Source organism: Moritella yayanosii (assembly GCF_900465055.1).
Classification (GTDB): domain Bacteria; phylum Pseudomonadota; class Gammaproteobacteria; order Enterobacterales; family Moritellaceae; genus Moritella; species Moritella yayanosii.
The window spans coordinates 1-18302 of record NZ_LS483250.1 but is presented as its reverse complement, the minus strand read 5'-3'; the positions used below and the strand labels follow the sequence as shown (position 1 = coordinate 18302).

The window sequence follows — 18302 nt, the reverse complement described above, 5'->3', positions numbered from 1 at the left end:
CGAGGGCGTTAATATGCGGGAGCTAGTCAGATTCATTGACAATTTCATCCATGATGAACAAGGTTTAACCGCAGTAGAGTATGCCCTCGCTGGTGCTTTAGTCGTGAGTAGTCTCGCTTCAAGTTTTATTGCATTAGGTTCGGGGGCAAGTAATAACATCACTGAATTAGCCTCACTAATTGTAACGTCAGCTCCCGCAGAGAACGGCAACAACGGTAACAACGGTAACAACGGTAATAATGGCAACAACTGTAACAATGGCAATAACGGCAACAACGGTAATAGTTGTATTTAACGGTTTAAACGACCTATACCCAACGCACTAATGAAAGTTCAAATTCCATGTTCTTCAGACCACTCTTTTAAGCGTTTTAAAATATCCAGTGCAGTACGACCAAACTCGGTAATTTCATAGGTTACCGCAATCGGCCGATCACTGATCACTTTACGTATGACCAAACCTTGGCTTTCTAACTCTTTTAAGCGTTGATCAACCATCTTTTTGCTGGCGCCACCTAACATGCGGGACAAATCATTGAAACGCACCGGGCCATCTTGCAGGTGCCAAAGTATGGATGCTTTCCATTTTCCGCCCAACATGCGCATGCCACGCTCAACAGAGCAAGGTTCGTCACACGGATTTATAACTTTTTTATGACCATTAGCCATTGTTTCTACAGTTGTTTTCATCATTCCCCACAAGGTTACTAAAAGTATACTGGTTGCTTTTATATCCCAGAGTAGCAAAATACACCTTAAACATACTAATTAAATTTTATCATGACTCAGGAATTAGCCACCATGCAAACATTAACCTCTTACGATGCCCATACACGTAAAGCCTTAGGATCAGTGGCTATCACCACCGCCGAACACATACCAGCATTAATTAATGAATCGAATAAAGCACAAAAACAATGGGCGGCGCTATCACTAACCGAACGCCAGACTCTTGTAGTCAAAGCCTATCAACGACTCGAACCAGTACAAAACCAACTGGCGACGCTTATTAGTAAAGAAATGGGGAAAGACTACCGCCGTGCCACCTATGAAGCAGGTGGTACCATTCAAAGTGCCAGTTATTTTGCCAACGAAATTGTCCAAGCACTCACCACTGAGCGTCTTGATCGTGGCACCGAACTACAATATCGCCCACTGGGTATTGTCGCTGTTATCTCGCCTTGGAATTATCCACTCGCAATGGCGAATAACTTATTAATGCCAGCGTTGATTGCCGGTAATAGTGTCATTTTAAAGCCCTCAGAAGAAACGCCATTAGTCGCAGACCTATTTGTTAACACCCTTAATCAAGTATTACCAAAAGGCGTGTTACAGCTGGCTCACGGTGATAAACAAACTGGCCAAGCATTGGTTGCCAGCAATATTAATATGGTTGCGTTTACCGGTTCTATGGCAGCCGGTAAACATATTATGGCGAATGCCGCGCCCAAGTTGAAACGTCTGGTGATGGAGCTTGGCGGTAATGATCCGATGATCGTCATGGCCAGCGCGGATATAGATGCGGCCGTGCAATTTGCAGTAGCCAGTTCATTTGAGAACGCTGGACAAATGTGTACATCAACCGAACGCGTTTATGTCGATGCCCGTATTGCCGCTGAATTTGAACACAAGGTGGTGGCACTCGCACGCCAATATCAGGTCGGTGCATGGGATAAACCAAACGTAAATATAGGTCCAATTGTCAATCCTAAACAACATGAAAATGTGTTATCACAATTGCAGGATGCAACGGCCAAAGGCGCTAAGCTATTACTCGGTAGTGATAATTACCCTCAGCCCTTCATTCAGCCAACCGTTGTCACGGGGATCACCCCAGATATGCGTTTAGAGCAAGATGAAACATTTGCGCCTGTCGTTGCCATCAGCCATTTTGAACATATTGATGAGGCTATTTCTCGCGCAAACGACAGCCCTTATGGTCTGGGTGCGGTCGTTTTTGGTGGCCAAGGCGCCAATGCAGTCGCACAGCAACTTGAAGCAGGCATGGTTGGCGTCAATCAAGGTGTCGGTGGTGGTAATGCGCCTTGGGTAGGCGCAAAACAAAGTGGCTTTGGTTTCCACGGTTCTGCTGCTGGTCATCGCCAGTTTGCCCAAATACGCGTTATCAGTAAATAACTCACAGCTCGTTTAAAAAAGTAACAAAGGATAGATAGAATGAATACTAAATCCATAACGGCTGGATCCGTGAATATTGCATCCGAACGTATTAACTCAGACCATACTGACTTTTTCGTTGCCGCGTATGAACCCGGCGCAGAGCATCCAGCGCTACCAACTTGGGCTAACAGCAAAGCAAATTTAGCGGCGCTATCAGCGGTCAGCACCAACAAGATAACAAAAAGAAATGTAGCAGGAGTACCCGGCGCATTTCAATTGCTTAATGTATTTTCGAAAGAAGAATGCCAACGCCTTATTGACGTTAGTGAGTCAATGGGCTATTTACCCGATGCCGCAGTGTCATTGCCCCGTGATGTTCGCCATAACGACAGCCTAACCTGGGTGGTCGATGAACAAACTGACAGTATCATTTGGGAACGGATTAAACATTTAATGGCTGATGACCAAGGTATATTCGATAATAAAGCAGCCGTAGGCATTAACGCCCGTTTTCGCTTTTACCGTTATAATAAAGGCGATTACTTTAAGCCCCATTCAGATGGTTCTTGGCCGGGCAGTCGAGTGATTAATAATCAATTAATTGCGGATGCCTATGGCGATCGTGTTAGCCAACTGACATTTTTAATCTTACTCACTGAAGATTTTGACGGTGGCGCGACCCGATTCTTAGTCAATGCCAATGATCCGAGCCGACCAGCCCACCGTGGCGATCAGGTAGCAGAAGTGGATGTACGCACGCCTGCTGGCAGTATCCTTTGCTTCCCTCATGGCATGCACCCTTTGCACTGTATCCACAGCTCAGAGCCTATTTATAACGGCGTCAAATACATTATCCGCTCGGATGTGTTATTTGAACTGTAGTGAGATAAGATCAGGGAAAATAGATAAAAATTTGAAAACTAATCTCATTCCTGTATGGTGAAGCACAATAAACTGCCAATTCACATTGTATTAGTAGACAATGTGAATAACACCAACTCGCACGATATCAGGGAATAGTTATGAAAATCTTCAGCCAAAAAATGCGTAAATTATTATTGGTTATCGCTTTACCAGTTTTAGCCTCGGGCTGTGCAGGCAATATCGAGACATTGAAAGCCGATACTGAATTTGGTCCGGCGCCACAAGCTTACCAACAAACCATTAAGGATTATTTTGCTCAAAAGTTAAATAACCCTGAAGTGGCTGAGTATGTCATTAGTGAACCAATGAAATTTTATCGTTCAAAACCATCGATTGCTGGTCTTGGTGGTGGTATTAAATGGCACGCTTGGGTAGCAGAAGTCGGGATCCCTGGTAAAGCGGTATACAAATATCTATCTGGCAGTAACAACGATCTTACTCATTACTATGTTCGTTTTGAAGGTAATGACATTGACACTGTTTATGACGGTAACGGTTATACTTCATTAAAAAATGAAACTGGTTTTACCGTGGGTGAATATGCAGGCATCGACCACATCACGGTGACAGCAAAAACAGCTCAAGTAATTGAAAGTAATAAAGCCGCGGAAGATGCCGAATTAATTAAAAGTTTTGAATCTATTCGAGCTTTAAACACGCTATATAAAGAAGGTATTATTACCGAAGAAGAATATAGCTTGAAGAAAAAAGCAATCTTAAAAATCTAATTACGATAATTGCATGGCAACGCGAGATAGGATAACTCCGATCTCGCGTTAACCAACCGATTAATAAACCTCAGCAGTCACTTGCACATCTTGCACTAACACATCTGTAGGGGCTGAAATATAACCTTGATAACCAGCGGTACGTAATGACTGGATCTGCTCTAATTGTTGCTGATTTTCAATCGCAGTCATGATCACCTTAATATCGAGTCCCTTAGCAATATTAATCAACGCGCGACATAACTCATTATTCTGTTGATTGTTACTGTAAAAGGCCAACGATTGATCCAGTTTCACATAGTGTGGTTTTAACTGTTGTAAATAACTTAACGACCCCATCTGTCGACCACAATGGTCAATACCGAGTTGAGCACCGCCTGCGCGGATCAGCTCTGCTAAATGTATACATTCAGCTAAATTATTATTTGCCGCCACTTCGGGGATCTCAAAATAAATCTGCTCTGCAAATTCAGTTTTCTGTAGAAATGCCGCAAGCCAAGTATGAAACTCAGGATCCTGTAAGCTATCATGAGTCAGATTCACCGCCACAGGTTCGTTATTTATATTCAAAATCCCCTGTTTAACAACGGATTCCAATAAGCATCGGTCAAGCTGACTACCCAATGACAGTAATTCGACATACGGCATAAATTGCCCTGCCCGCACTTGTTTACCATCAATATTTAATCGACAATATAACTCACGCTGTAATACCTCATTAGTCTCACAATCCAACACTGACTGCCACTGAAATACAAACTGGTTTTGATTAATGGCGGTGACTAAACGATCACGCCACTGCTCACGGTTAAACTCTTGTAGATGCTGGCTATCAAACCAACTGCTGGCTTTATTGGCCGTCGCCGCATGTTGCAAGGCATTATCAGCCTGTGATAATAAATCGCTGGCTTGCATATCCCCGTCGCGCTCTGTCACGCCAATGGCAAAACCACGGTTTGGTACACAACCTGCCTTTGACATCTCTTGATTAATCAAACGGATCAATGCTTGTAAATACAAATTGATGTCCTGACGCTCACCCTTAGTGATCAATAAAGCAAACTCAGTGTTAGCGATACGAGCAATCACACTTTCAGCTATCGATGGTAACTGCTCTTGCATCCGCAGAGCCAACACCCGAATGGTTTCATCGCGAACTTGATAACCGTATTTACTGTGTATCTCCTCCAGCCAATCCATCTTCACCAATAACAGACCACCATAACCGGGTTCGGTTAACCAACTATTCATTTGTCCAGTGAGGTACTGACGATTAGGTAAATTAGACACACCATCAATCAAATTATCTCGACGTAAACTATCTACTTCGTTATCTAACGTATTAAAGACTTGCTTAAGCTGGCCAGACATCGAGTTAATCGCCTCAACAACGGTCTTCAATTCAGCCGTTTTTGGTAACACCATATCCGGGTTAAATACCCGCTGTGCAATCTCACTGGCATGAATGGCGATGTCGTTCAACGGTGTTAATAATGTCTTCAACCTAAAATGTAGTACTAAAATAGACAGTAAAAACAATACCGATATCACTAATAAAGTATTGTTCATTACTCGCCACAATTCTTGATATCCCAAGCCGGGATGCGCTTCAATTCTCAAATTAGCCAACTGCAACCAGCCCGATGTGATAACAGTTTCACTGCTTTGACTAGTAAACAAATCTAAGTCAATAAACCATTGCGGCACACCCTCTACCACGATCGGGTTTTCCCACTCTTGGACCTGTTTGTTAGCTAACCAAGTCAAACTTACTTTACGATAAAAGCCACCTTCAAAGATCACGTTGACTAAGGTTTCTGCGGCAACCATATCACCAGTCTGTAGATGTGGTTTAAGCATCAAACTTAACGATGTACTGGCATTATTCAGCTCTGATTCCATCTGATTGGCCATAAAATTACGCGTTTCAGTAAACTGAAAATAGGCCAAACTTGTCATCACCAACACAAAAAGGCCAAATAACAACGAGTAGATCTGTTTAAACAAGGTCATTCATATTACTCCAAACTCAGCTTTGCTTGCTTTAAATTTGACAAGCCCATACGCTGATTTAAATTATTCCAACGTTTTAAACGTTGTGATTTACCTGCCAAAACCCCTTGGCCTTTTTCTTTATTTAGCCATAACTGTTTACCGTTAAAACTGTATACCGGCAGCAAGTCATTGCGTTGATCTGCGGGTTTTATCTCACCGTCAATATTATCCAAAATCAGTGGTACCGCCCCAGGGGTTGGATAATAAGCAACCACCATATGATATTGATTGAGCGTTAATGATTTCACCATAGTGATGCGCATTTTTTCATCGGCAATACCTAGCTCTAATAAGCTAAAATACTTCGCGATGGCAAAGTCTTCACAGTCGCCACCGTTTACCCCGATAAACTCGATCGGTGTCGCCCAATAGTTTTCAACACCCCACAGTTTACTGTCATCGATAAACTGTAATTGGTTGAAAAAACTATTTATCTTAGCCAGTTTATCTGCGGTAGCGGCATCTCTCGAATTCGCCATAATCGCCAACCAAGCACGGCCTCGCAATGCCGCTCGTTGACCATAATGCTCACTAAGCGCCGCGATAATTTTTTGATCATTAAGTTTAGGTACCGATTTAGCAGGTAACCCAAAAACCAGTAATAACATCAGCATCACTGGTAATTTAACGAACCGGGTAACATTCATCTTACGAATAATAAAATAGAACACAGCGACGTCGAACGCGTTTAATCAACACTGTAAATCGTCCACTTCATATCTTTAACTAAATTGTCACCACTTAATTCCGCGACAATACGTCGGTTACGTTGATGTGCAGCACTATTATTACCTTCATCAAGCAAGCGCTCAAAGCCAAAACCTAGCGCAGATACGCGTGAAGTTGAGATACCAAATTTATTAATCAACAAATCCATCACCGCTTGTGCTCGGCGTTGGGATAGATCCATGTTTAACGCAGCACTGCCTTGTCGACTAGAGTGCCCTTCAATGACAACATCTAAATCAGAATAATGCTGCATAAAGTTAGATAGAGCTTTAATATCCGCAAAATATCGCGGTGAGATCACCGCAGAATTATTACTAAAATTAACTTTTAATTCCTGTCTCACTTTATTAACCGTATCACCACCACAGCCGCTATTATTAACTTGCGAACCCAGCACCGAATTTAAACACTGTTCACGATAAGCAATCACCCCATCGGCGTCATCATCACTTAAATCGTTCTCTTGTTGCATTTGTTTAGGCATCAAGGTTGTTTCTATAGGCGTTGATGGCGCTGCCGCGTTGGCTTGTATTTCCGCGATAGTTTCACAACCTAATAACAAAAAACTCATCAAAAAAATGCTTAACAATTTCATTATTGAACGCCTCCTGCGTATTCATGTTCACCTTGCCAAACAGCAGGTCGTGTCACCCTGAGCGAATCCAATAATTGGCCAGTGGCGTTTAACAAGCGATACTGAGTTACAATCTCGTTAAACTCAGCATCGACGTATTCTTTACGTGCTTCAAATAATTCATTTTCGGTATCAAGTAGATCCAGTAAACTACGTTGACCCAGTTTAAACTGTTGCTCATAAGCCGCTTGTGAGTCTTTCGAGGCAATAACGTGCTCTTTGATATACTGCATCTGCAATTCCAGTAACTCATGGGCATTCCAGGCTAAGGTAAAACCTTCGATAATTTGACGATGTACGCTGCGATTAATCTCACGCGCTTCAGTGATCTTATAGGCCGTCTCTTTGGCTAATGCTTTATCTTTACCACCGGAATACAAGTTGTAAGAAAAACGAACCATCGCAGTCACATCATTATGATGACCACCAACACCATTACCATCGACACCATCAAGGTCGTTATTAAAATTAGCATCGACTTCAAATGTCACTTTCGGATAGTAATTTGATTTGGCCGCATCATGTTGATAACGCGCTGCGGTGATATCATTATTCGATGATTTAACCACAGGATGGTTAATAAGCGCATCACGTAATCCGGCTTGTCGGTCTATCGGTAACAACGCCACATCGGGAATAGGAATAACCAAACTATCCGGTTGCTGATCTGTCACCCTGATAAATTGTGCTTCACTGTCTAAATAATTATTTTTTGCTGCAATGACATTCGACTGCGCACGCGCCAAACGGCCAGTAATTTGTGATAAATCGGCAATACTGCCAAGGCCCGAGTTTGTACGTTCTTGGATCTGGCCAAAAATCGTTTTATGGGTCGATAAGTTACGCTCAGATAACTCTAGAATACGTTGGCTCTTCAGTACATTGGTATACACTTTAGTGACATCTAACGCGACATCTTCAGCGGTGCCGAATAAACGCCACTGTTCGGCGCTAGCAGTATAACTGGTGCGGCTAATATCACTGCTGGTTTGAAAACCACTAAACAAGCTTTGTTTAAGACTAACCCCAAATTCACCACGATTTAGATCCTTAGAGTCGCCACCATTAACCCGTGTCCCTGGGCTATTGGTATATTCATAACCATAACCGCCGGTCATATTAATGCTGGGTAAATAACCGGCTTCAGCTTGCAGCACTTGCTCTTCACGTACTTTGAATTTAGTAAAAGCAATGCGGATATCAGGATGGCTACTTAACGTCATCGCGACAGCCTCTTCTACAGACTGTGCATTAACCGCTGCAGACCAACCAATCGAAGAACACATAAGTGCAGGGTAAAGTAACCCTTTAATGAATAATTTCTGCTGACAGAAATAGTCGTGGCTTGGCATTTTTTTTTCCTTGTTATAGACATTTATGTGCAATTTAAAGTTCCCTGAGGGCCATCGCTTTGGCTCGCAACACTGGATTTAATATGTATTCGAGTACCGTTCGTTTACCGATGATGACATCCACAGACGTCATCATGCCGGGAATAATAGGCATGTTATGATTGCCCTGAATATCTGAAACATCAGTTCGAACTCGAATAATATAAAAACTATTACCGTCTTCATCTTGAGTAGTATCGGCACTGATGTGCTCAACCACGCCTTTTAAACCACCATAGCGAGTGAAATCATAAGCGGTTATTTTGACCACTGCTGTTAAACCTAGGTGGATAAAGGCGATGTCTTTCGGTTTTATTTTGGCTTCAATTAATAATTTATCTTCTGTCGGCACTATCTCTAACAATGCTTGACCAGGCTGTATAACACCACCTAATGTATTAATATGTAGCGTTTTAATGGTGCCGACTACCGGTGATACTATCAGGGCTTTGTTAACCTTATCTTCTGCCCCGACTTTAGCTTCTGTGATCCGAGAAAATTTACTTTGTAATTCATTGAGCTGTGCACGCGCATCGGCACGATAGTTCAGTACTGCTTCGCGACGCTTTAATACCGCTTCAGCCATCACTGATTGTAACTTTGGTACCATTAAACGGATCGAATTTAACTCACCTTTAATGCTATTAACGCTACGCTCTAATTTAAGTAATTCTACTTCCGATATGATGTATTTCTTCGCTAACGGTCGCGTTAATGCTAGCTCTCGCGAGGCCAGTTTATAGCTGACTTCTAAGGTCTTAATTTTTGATTTAAGCTCTTTCGTTTCTTCAAATCGCTGCAGGATCTGCTGACCTTGAATCGCAACCAGATTGGTTAGACTGTCTAATCGAGCGCGGTATTCATCTTGTTGACGCGTCACTAAATAAGGTAAGTTTTGCTGTAGATCATCAGGGAAAATCAGTGGTGTTTTAGTGATCTTAATTTGTAACTTCCAATTCGGTACATCTGCAACCAAGATACTGCTTAATTCACTGCGTAAACGGATAATATCAGCGCGTAAGCTATCCACTTCCTGGCGTTGTTGCGCTAAATCGGCACGAAAACGGGTATCATCAATGCGCGCTAACGGTTGGTTCTTCGTCACCATCATGCCTTCTTTTACATATAATTCCTGTAAGATCCCGCCATCTAAGCTCTGAATAATTTGTATTTGAGAAGAAGGAACTACCTTGCCAATCCCCGTTGCGACCCGATCTAATTTGGCAAAATAAGCCCAGACAATAAAGCTGAGCACAAAGGCGGCCAACGCCCATATGGTTAGCCGGTGAATACGGGGACTTTGCGTTAACAGCGCACCATAAACATCATCCGCCATCTCTAGATCTTGTTTGCTTATTTTCATTGCGTCGCTCCTGGGACCAAAGCGCCACTTTTCAGTTTCTCGAGGATCACATCTTTTGGACCATCCGCGACTAATCGCCCTTTATCCAACACAATGATCCGGTCAACTAACTGCAGTAGATGCATTTTATGGGTAATCAATAATAACGTACGATCTTTGGCAATAACCTGCAGTGAATTAATAAATTGTTTTTCCGCGCGCGCATCAAGACTTGCGGTAGGTTCATCTAATAATAAGATCTGCGGATCATTTAAGATCGCCCGCGCTAAGGCGATAGATTGACGTTGGCCGCGAGATAAGGCTTTACCACCCTCGCCGACTTGTTGATCGAGACCTTGCGAATCAAGATCGGTAAACATGTTTACCCCTGAAAACTGCACGGCTCGGATCAATTGATATTCGGTTACTTGCTTGGCGCCAAACAAAATATTTTCTTTAATGGACCCGTGGAATAACGTGATATCTTGCGGTAAATAACCAAAATTACGACGCAGATCACTGGGATGGATCTGGCGTTGATTCATACCATCAAATTGCAGACTGCCCGTGGTTGGTTGATATAAACCTAGCAATACTTTAGCTAAGGTACTTTTACCCGAACCATTGCGACCAATAATCGCGATTCTTTCACCCGGTTGGATATGCAAAGACAAAGGATATAAACTTGGTCTATCCACGTCAGGATAGCTAAAACCCAGTTGTTCTAACGTGATCTTACCTTCAAGCTTACTGCGACTAACAAGGTGGGCTTTATCTTCAAACTCATCAGTTTGTTCCATGATCGCATCGAGCTGGCGCATCGCACTAATGGTTTGATTAGAACGCGTCATTAACGAGGCTATTTTAGCCATTGGTGAAATAGCGCGACTGGATAACATCACCGCGGCGATAATTGCGCCCATTGATATCTGGTTATCAGCGACTCGATACACCCCTAATACGACAACACCAATCACAGAAACTTGCATAATCAAGCTAGCGACATTAGCAACCGAGTTAGTGAGTACTTTCGCCTTTAACTGCCAAGTTGATATATGCCCGAGCATTTGTTGCCAGCTCTGTTGTACTACACCTTCAGCGCCGTTGGCTTTGATTAATTCAAGTACCGATAGGCTTTCCACTAAGTGACCATGACGTAAACTCGAAAATTTGTTCCCTTCTTCTATGGCATGACGTAAACGCGGTTGTATCAACAAGGTATAACCAATAATCAGTAAGGTGGCGATCACCGAGAACATCGCTAAATCACCAGCGACTAACCAAATAATGACCATAAACAAGATGGCGAAGGGTAAATCAACTAATGCAGTAATTGTCGCGGAGGATAAAAACTCACGTACACTGTCAAATTCACTGAGTTGTTTGGCCATGCCACCAACACTCGATGCACGTTTTTCTAATGGCATACCTATGACTTTGGCAAACAGTTTAGCGGAGGTTTCTAAATCAATTTTCTTGCCGGCCACATCAATAAGATAACCACGCAGTTGCTTCATGATAAAGTCAAAGATATAAGCAACGGTTGCGCCAATCGCTAATACCCAAAGTGATTCAAACGCTAAGTTAGGGACGATTTTATCGTACACATTCATCACAAATAATGGCGATACTAAGGCAAATAAATTGACTAATACCGAGGCGATAATAACATCACGATAGATAGAACTCGACGACTTCACTGTTTGCCATAACCAATGCTCTTTAGTGTCGTTCAGATGCACATCAAATTCACGATCACCATGGTATTGCTGCTTGACTAAAAACAGATAACCCACATAAATGGCTTCCAATTCAGCGATCGTCAGTAATGCCTCACCACCCGTTTCCGGCATGGAAATAACGGCTTTATCAGCATCAAAATCTAGCTCTTGCAATACACAGGCTTGTTGGTCTTTTAACAGTAAAATACACGGCAATAACATCCGTGGTAATTCATTCAGCCCTTTTTGACTTAATTTCGCACTTAACCCGGCTCGGGATGCAGCTTGAGGCAGCAATTCCGGTAATAAATTGGCACCTGATATAGATAAACCAGCCGTCAACGCATCGCCCGAACACGGATTACCAAAGTGTTCAGTCAATAAAATTAAACAATCCAGCAGTGGATCGTCAATCATGCGCTGAGAAGGATGGATATGCCACTGTGGTGTTGACGCTGTATTCGTTACTGCCTGCACTGCGATTAATTCCTTAATATTTCAAAAAACTGACTATTAAATTAAGATATCATCAGCATCATTCAGTATGCTGTTTATACCTGCCGTACTTGTAAAGTCGACATCGGGATAAGCAGTGCTTAAATCGACATTATCCAGAATGATCACTTGGCTTACCGCAGAGGTGTCACCTTCAGCATGAATACTGATAGTGGTGGTGTCACTACCAAAACTGAGGTCCAGGTAATCACCAAGATCTTTCGTTTCAACCCCGTCTAGCAAGTCGCTCAAATCTAATTTATCTTCGAGGATATTAAAATCGGTAATATGATCAATGGCCGGAACAGCTACTGTACCGTCATCCCCGTCTAACCAGACAAAGGTATCGATACCACTACCACCAGTGAGAATGTCGTTACCAGTGCCGCCGATGAGGATATCATTATCCGCGCCACCATTTAGCTGATCGTCCCCCCCTTGACCAAACATGATATCGTAGCCAATACCACCAATCAGTTGATCATCACCATCATTAGTCTCATTGCTGTTAAATTCATTTAGATTGTCACTGATGTAGTTATGAACATCTTCCACGCTCAAATCATCAACATTAACGTTAGTTTCACCAGCGATATAATTTTCTAGTGCCGTATAACCATTTTCTACTTCAAATGAATCTGGGGCTAAATCACCAAACAGAATATCATCGCCCTTGCCGCCATCTATAGTGTCGTCACCTTGGTTAGAGAGCGCGCTCGTGCTAAGAATCGTCCCAGCTAGTTCCGAGACATCAATATTATTGCTTGCTGAACCATCACTATCATAACCATCAACCGCAGGTGCCGAACCACCGATTGAAATAGCTTCTACATCTGAAACTTTAGCAAGTTCAGCAAAAGCAGCTGAAGTTTTTTTGGTATTCTCGTTAGGCTCGCCGTCTGTAATAAAATAAGTTTGATTGTATTCGTTGTCACCGGTGCTCAAACTATTAAACCACGCAGTGGCCATATCAAAAGCCGCGGTATAGTTAGTCCGACCACCATAACTTATAGAGGCATATTGACTCTCTAACTCTGCTATTAATGTATCTTCCGTATAATCATTCAGATTTAACGCTAAACCCTGTCTTGCATTGGTATCGAAATCAATCAATAAAATATTCACAGAACCCGCATTATCAGCAGAAGTGCTTTCAAAGAGATTTCTAACTACCTGAGTTAATTGTGTTTTAGCTGTTGTAATTTGAGCAGACCCCATACTACCCGAAGAATCCAACACAAATGCTATATTATAACTTTTACCTTCTACAATCTCATTGTGTTGTGTGTCTGCAACAATCACGTCATTAGCATCAGTGCCGTTAAGGTTATCGTCTGCGTTTGTGCCAGAGCTTTCCGCATAACTAACGGTACTGTTAACGGTTACTGTAACTGGTAACGTTGTTGAATTGGTGTCGCCGTTCGAAGACTCTGTTGCAGTCGCAACTACATTTAATGTGTAAGACGTTGTATCAGTGATATCGATTGTTGTTAATATGAGATTATCTAAACGCCAATCGGTAATATCAATACTTGTTGCATCAGCATCAGCCGTAAACGTGTTTGTTCCGTCTGTGAGTGTAAAACCTTCAGGAATATCTTCTAATACAACAGCTAATGATTCTGAACCATCAGTGTCTGTCAAAGCAGACGTTATATTCAGTGCCACAGAACTATTTTCATCGATAACAATAGGATCTGTAATAACTTCTTCTACTACTTTGTCATATGTAATTGAATGAATCAGATAGTCATCACCTGAATCGCTTGCAGTAAAGACTATTTTGTTAAAAATTGCGCCATTATCTGGCGTGAGCGTAATAGCAGCATCAATCTTGTCACTTCCGCCATCAACAACACCCGAGTCCACTACAACACCATTTTTATAAAATGTATAAGTAGCATCTTCTCCTGAATGTAGCCACGCAAACGCGACATCAACAGATGAAACATCATTATCAAAAATGACAACTAATGACTCCGAACCACCTAATTCACTATTATCGCCAGAAGCCTTGCCCTCCACACCAAAGCCCATATGGTTGGAGTCTGAGTTCTTACTGATTGTTGATTTGTTGCCAGAAGCATCATATGCAGTAATGGTAAAACCACTCGTTTTGTCAGTCACATTATCAAGCGTAATTGACTGACTCTCTGTTGATTCAGTTGTAACACTTAGTGTTGGCGCATCTGCTACTGCATTTACAGTAACGTGTATTGTTGAGTAATCCGTTGTAATTGAGGATTCATCACTCGCCGTACTTGTTGACGTTACCTGTAGATCAAAATCGGCATCACTATTTGTCGGCGGGATAATTTTAAGATCCGTTAGCTGTTCAGCAGTCAATACCGCTTGACCTTGGTCATTTACCTCAATAAATGAACCATTCCCACATGATAATTTTGCACCTTCAGGAATACCATCAATGGTAACGGTTAGTACACTATCAACATCAACCAATTCTGAGCTAATATTAAGCGCAATCGCAGTATCTTCATCACCTTTTGACGGTTCAATGCTGATAGTCGGCGCATCATTCACACCATCAATTTGAATAGTTACAATTGCGCTATCAGAAAGTTGGCCATCACTAATGGTGTATTTAAATTTAACCGTTTCACTTTCACCCTTACTTAACGACTGCAAGGTGCCAGTTGGGTTAAACTGAATCTGACCGTTCACAAGTTGTGCTGTGCCGATAATGTTATTATCAGAATCAGTCACCTCGACTGCCTCACCGTTATTCACAACAGCTTTATCTTGAATATGTGTAATAGATAATGCATCGCCATCAGGATCGTGATCATTTGCAAGCACATCAATCGTGATCGATGTATCTTCATCTGTTGTTAATGTTGTATCTACATATTCAGCATTTACATATTGAATAGTAAAGTTTGAGCCTTCATTTGACTCTACACCAATTTTTATACTGCTAAATTCTACACCCACAATAAAAGAGTTGGTCATCGGTGTATCATCATCATCCTGCTGCACTATGCCTGTAGCGACTTGCTTTCCGTTACTATCATATGCAGTCCATATCGCTTTGGCATCGACTTTTTGATCACCCGAAACAAAATGACCACCGAGACCTGTCAGCCCTATTTCAGTATCACCAGATACTGTGCCTCCAAAATCTATCGTTATTGTTTCATCATTTTCTATCTGTCCATCACTGCCACTCGAAACACCGATTCCTACACCATGTTGATCATTAAAATCAGTATTCATAAGCGAAATCGATGAACGGGTTTTTCCATCGCTTGTTGCACTTATTGTAACCGTATGGCCACCATCTGTTAAATATGTAACTGAGTCATCAGTATTTTTAGTTTCCCAATCACTTAACTCGGTATTTTCCGCTTTGGTTCCTAAAAATACACTATCAGCGATAGCTGTATCATCAATTGCGACAGCTTTATCATCAGTTGCGACAGGGGCATCGTTGATGCCGTCAAACTTGATAAGCGCAGTCGCTTCACTTGAATTAACCGTGCCATCATTCGCCGTTACACCTAACGTGTAGGTCGCATCAACTAATGCGTTATTGGCCAGCGCGGTTTCGCCCGCCGCCGTTAAGGTCACTACGCCCGTGCTGCTGTCTTTCATTTCGAAGTAGCCGCTGTCATTGCCGCTGCTGATACTGAACGTAACATCATCGCCATCCAGATCGCTGGCCGTAAAGGTCGCGACCGTGTCGCCTGCTGCCGCCAGGTTTTCAGTCTGTGTCGAGCCCGCCGCCGTGTCGATGGTCGGCGCATCGTTGATGCCGTCAAACTTGATATCCGCGGTCGCCTCGGTGGAGTTAACCGTGCCATCATTCGCCGTCACACCTAAGGTGTAAGTCGCATCAACTAATGTGTTGTCGGCCAGCGCGGTGTCGCCCGCCGCCGTTAAGGTCACCACACCCGTTTTGCTGTCTTTAATTTCGAAGTAGCCGCTGTCGTTACCGCTGCTGATACTGAACGTGACTTTATCACCATCCAGATCGCTGGCCGTAAAGGTCGCTACCGTCGCGCCTGCTGCCGCAAGGTTTTCAGTCTGTGTCGAGCCCTTCGCCGTATCGATGGTCGGCGCATCATTTTCAGAAGTTACATTGATTTTGACCGTTGCTACATTAGATTCAACACCATGATCATCTTGTACTGTATAAGTAAATGAATCAGTTCCAGTATAATTAACATGAGGAACATAAGTTGCGATACCATCATCATCGAACCTCACCGTTCCATGTTTAGGGCCATCTTTTAGCTCAACCGTTTTAGGATCAATCTTACCGTCAATATCAGTGTCATTAGATAAGATATCTATCTTGACTTGACCATCTTCAACAACAGAAATTGCGGCATCTGAAGAATGAGATAAATTATCTCCAATCCAGATATTTTCACCTAGAGCGCCATTCTCATCAACAGGTTTAAGAGTCAGATCAAACTTATGACCATAACCTTGATCCCAATATAAAATTTCAACAGAGTGTGAACCTTCGGTTAAATCATCAATAGTAAAGCGATCTTGTTTGATTGATGAGTTTCCATCATATGAGAATCTAATTTCGTGATTGGTTCCCTTATCTAAAATAATTTGGAAGCCATCATCATGTAAAATATTAAATTCATATTGACCTCCCTTATCGACATTTAAAGAGCCAGTTAATCTCATTATCGCATCTGTTGCTAATTCTGTACTTGAACCACTTATACTGTCAGCGTCATTATTAAGGAAGTTTTTCAAATTAGCGTTATCAACACCATCGGCTAAATTTGCTGAAGACTCAGAGGTTTGTTGATAATCAATACCTGTCGAAACAAATGAAATTTCAGAGACCTTATGCGCACTAATATACTCTTCTACTTGTTCGATAGTTGTTAGATTTTCTTGATTACCAGTCTGATGATTTTCCAACTCAATTAATTTAGCAGCGCGTTCATCTTCAGATAGATGACCATAGGACTGATTGAAAAAGTAAGCTTTTTCTTCCGCTTTATAATCTTCAAAACCTTTTTCAGTGAATGGGTTTCCATCCGCATCAGTGGCATCTGCAAGCTCTCCATGACTATCTGTTAACCATGAATCCTGCACATATCCCCAGTATTCACCTCTTAAACCACCATTAGGATCATCTACTGCAATCGGTGCTGCGTTATAATCTTGATCAGCTTTAGCTGTAATCGAATTTCTATGCTCATCAGTAACTGTAATCTCAGCTGAGATTTTAGTATCACTATCCGCAACTAAATCTTGCCCAGATACTTCTATCTTATAAACAAGCTGACCTTCTGCGTTTTCTTCAACTAAACCAGTAAATTCCTTAGCATGAAGATGAATTGTAACAGTGTCGCCAACCTTAGCATCTCCACCGACAGTACCTGTGATTTCAACAGTCCCTTTTGATTCAGCTGCATTAATTACATTATCACCAGTAATGGCATCTATTGTGATAGAAGCTTCGTTTACATTTGTTTCGGTGAGCTCAACATTTATCTCTGTAGCAGCACCTTTAGAGTCTGTCGCAACAACCTCTAAGTTATGAATATTCTCTAATTCTTCGAAGTTATTTGTATTTGCTTCAACACCTTTCGCAGTCAGCGTGATCTCACCCGTTGACTCATTGATTGCAAAGAATTCATTTGCTGTTTTTAAGCTGTATTTAATAGTGTCACCAGCATCAGCGTCAGTAGCTTTAACCGTTCCTATCACATCGGAACTAGCGCTATTTTCAGTGTATGAGAAGTTGTATGCGCCGTCAGTATCATCACCATTGTCGTAATCAACAAACAGCGGCGCATCGTTGATGCCGTCAAACTTGATATCCGCGGTCGCCTCGGTTGAGTTAACCGTGCCATCATTCGCCGTCACACCTAACGTGTAAGTCGCATCAACTAATGCGTCGTTGGCCAGTGCAGTTTTACCCGCGGCTGTTAAGGTCACTACGCCACTGCGGTCATCTTTGATCTCGAAGTAGTTATTGTCGTTGCCGCTGCTGATGCTGTAGGTGACATTATCACCGTCCAGATCGCTCGCAATAAAGGTCGCTACCGTGTTGCCTGCTTGCGCCACATTTTCAACTTGGGTTGAGCCGGTATTGGTATCAATCACGGGGGCATCGTTGATGCCGTCAAACTTGATATCCGCGGTCGCCTCGGTTGAGTTAACCGTGCC

12 protein-coding genes are annotated in these 18302 nt (G+C 42.4%); 4 read left to right on the top strand and 8 right to left on the bottom strand.

The window, feature by feature from the left end:
* The first annotated feature begins 13 nt into the window (after positions 1–13).
* A complete protein-coding gene (locus tag MORIYA_RS20675) occupies positions 14–295 on the top strand; it encodes a Flp family type IVb pilin (RefSeq protein ID WP_162629207.1) in 282 nt (93 codons plus the stop codon).
* A gap of 38 nt (positions 296–333) precedes the next feature.
* On the opposite strand, the gene MORIYA_RS00055 is transcribed toward MORIYA_RS20675, so the two are convergent.
* Positions 334–690, bottom strand: coding sequence for a winged helix-turn-helix transcriptional regulator (locus tag MORIYA_RS00055; RefSeq protein WP_112718330.1), 357 nt, complete (start codon positions 688–690; stop codon positions 334–336).
* 111 nt (positions 691–801) lie between these two features.
* Between MORIYA_RS00055 and MORIYA_RS00050 the strand changes: the two genes are divergently transcribed.
* From MORIYA_RS00050 to MORIYA_RS00040, 3 genes are all read left to right on the top strand, one after another.
* Positions 802–2136, top strand: a complete 1335-nt coding sequence (locus MORIYA_RS00050; RefSeq protein WP_112711620.1) for an aldehyde dehydrogenase family protein — start codon at positions 802–804, stop codon at positions 2134–2136.
* A gap of 39 nt (positions 2137–2175) precedes the next feature.
* The gene (locus MORIYA_RS00045) at positions 2176–3000 is read left to right on the top strand and encodes a prolyl hydroxylase family protein (RefSeq protein ID WP_174216883.1); all 825 of its coding nucleotides are present in this window, start codon (positions 2176–2178) and stop codon (positions 2998–3000) included.
* A gap of 140 nt (positions 3001–3140) precedes the next feature.
* Positions 3141–3770, top strand: a complete 630-nt coding sequence (locus MORIYA_RS00040) for an SHOCT domain-containing protein (RefSeq protein WP_112711618.1) — start codon at positions 3141–3143, stop codon at positions 3768–3770.
* Between the two features lie 60 nt (positions 3771–3830).
* Here MORIYA_RS00040 and MORIYA_RS00035 read toward each other — a convergent pair whose 3' ends face one another.
* The 7 genes from MORIYA_RS00035 to MORIYA_RS00005 form a co-directional block, all read right to left on the bottom strand.
* The gene (locus MORIYA_RS00035) at positions 3831–5783 is read right to left on the bottom strand and encodes a bifunctional diguanylate cyclase/phosphodiesterase (RefSeq protein WP_112711616.1); all 1953 of its coding nucleotides are present in this window, start codon (positions 5781–5783) and stop codon (positions 3831–3833) included.
* A gap of 5 nt (positions 5784–5788) precedes the next feature.
* Positions 5789–6472: a transglutaminase-like cysteine peptidase gene (locus MORIYA_RS00030; protein WP_112718326.1), complete on the bottom strand. Its 684-nt coding sequence runs from the start codon at positions 6470–6472 to the stop codon at positions 5789–5791.
* A 41-nt stretch (positions 6473–6513) separates the two neighbouring features.
* A complete protein-coding gene (locus MORIYA_RS00025; protein ID WP_112711614.1) occupies positions 6514–7149 on the bottom strand; it encodes an OmpA family protein in 636 nt (211 codons plus the stop codon).
* Positions 7149–8540, bottom strand: a complete 1392-nt coding sequence (locus tag MORIYA_RS00020; protein ID WP_112711612.1) for a TolC family outer membrane protein — start codon at positions 8538–8540, stop codon at positions 7149–7151. Before MORIYA_RS00020 ends, MORIYA_RS00025 begins: the two co-directional genes overlap by 1 nt.
* Positions 8541–8574: 34 nt before the next feature.
* A complete protein-coding gene (locus MORIYA_RS00015; protein WP_112711610.1) occupies positions 8575–9942 on the bottom strand; it encodes an HlyD family type I secretion periplasmic adaptor subunit in 1368 nt (455 codons plus the stop codon).
* Positions 9939–12125: a type I secretion system permease/ATPase gene (locus MORIYA_RS00010; RefSeq protein WP_112711608.1), complete on the bottom strand. Its 2187-nt coding sequence runs from the start codon at positions 12123–12125 to the stop codon at positions 9939–9941. Before MORIYA_RS00010 ends, MORIYA_RS00015 begins: the two co-directional genes overlap by 4 nt.
* Positions 12126–12155: 30 nt before the next feature.
* A partial coding sequence (locus MORIYA_RS00005) for a tandem-95 repeat protein (RefSeq protein WP_112711606.1) occupies positions 12156–18302 on the bottom strand: 6147 nt, incomplete at its 5' end.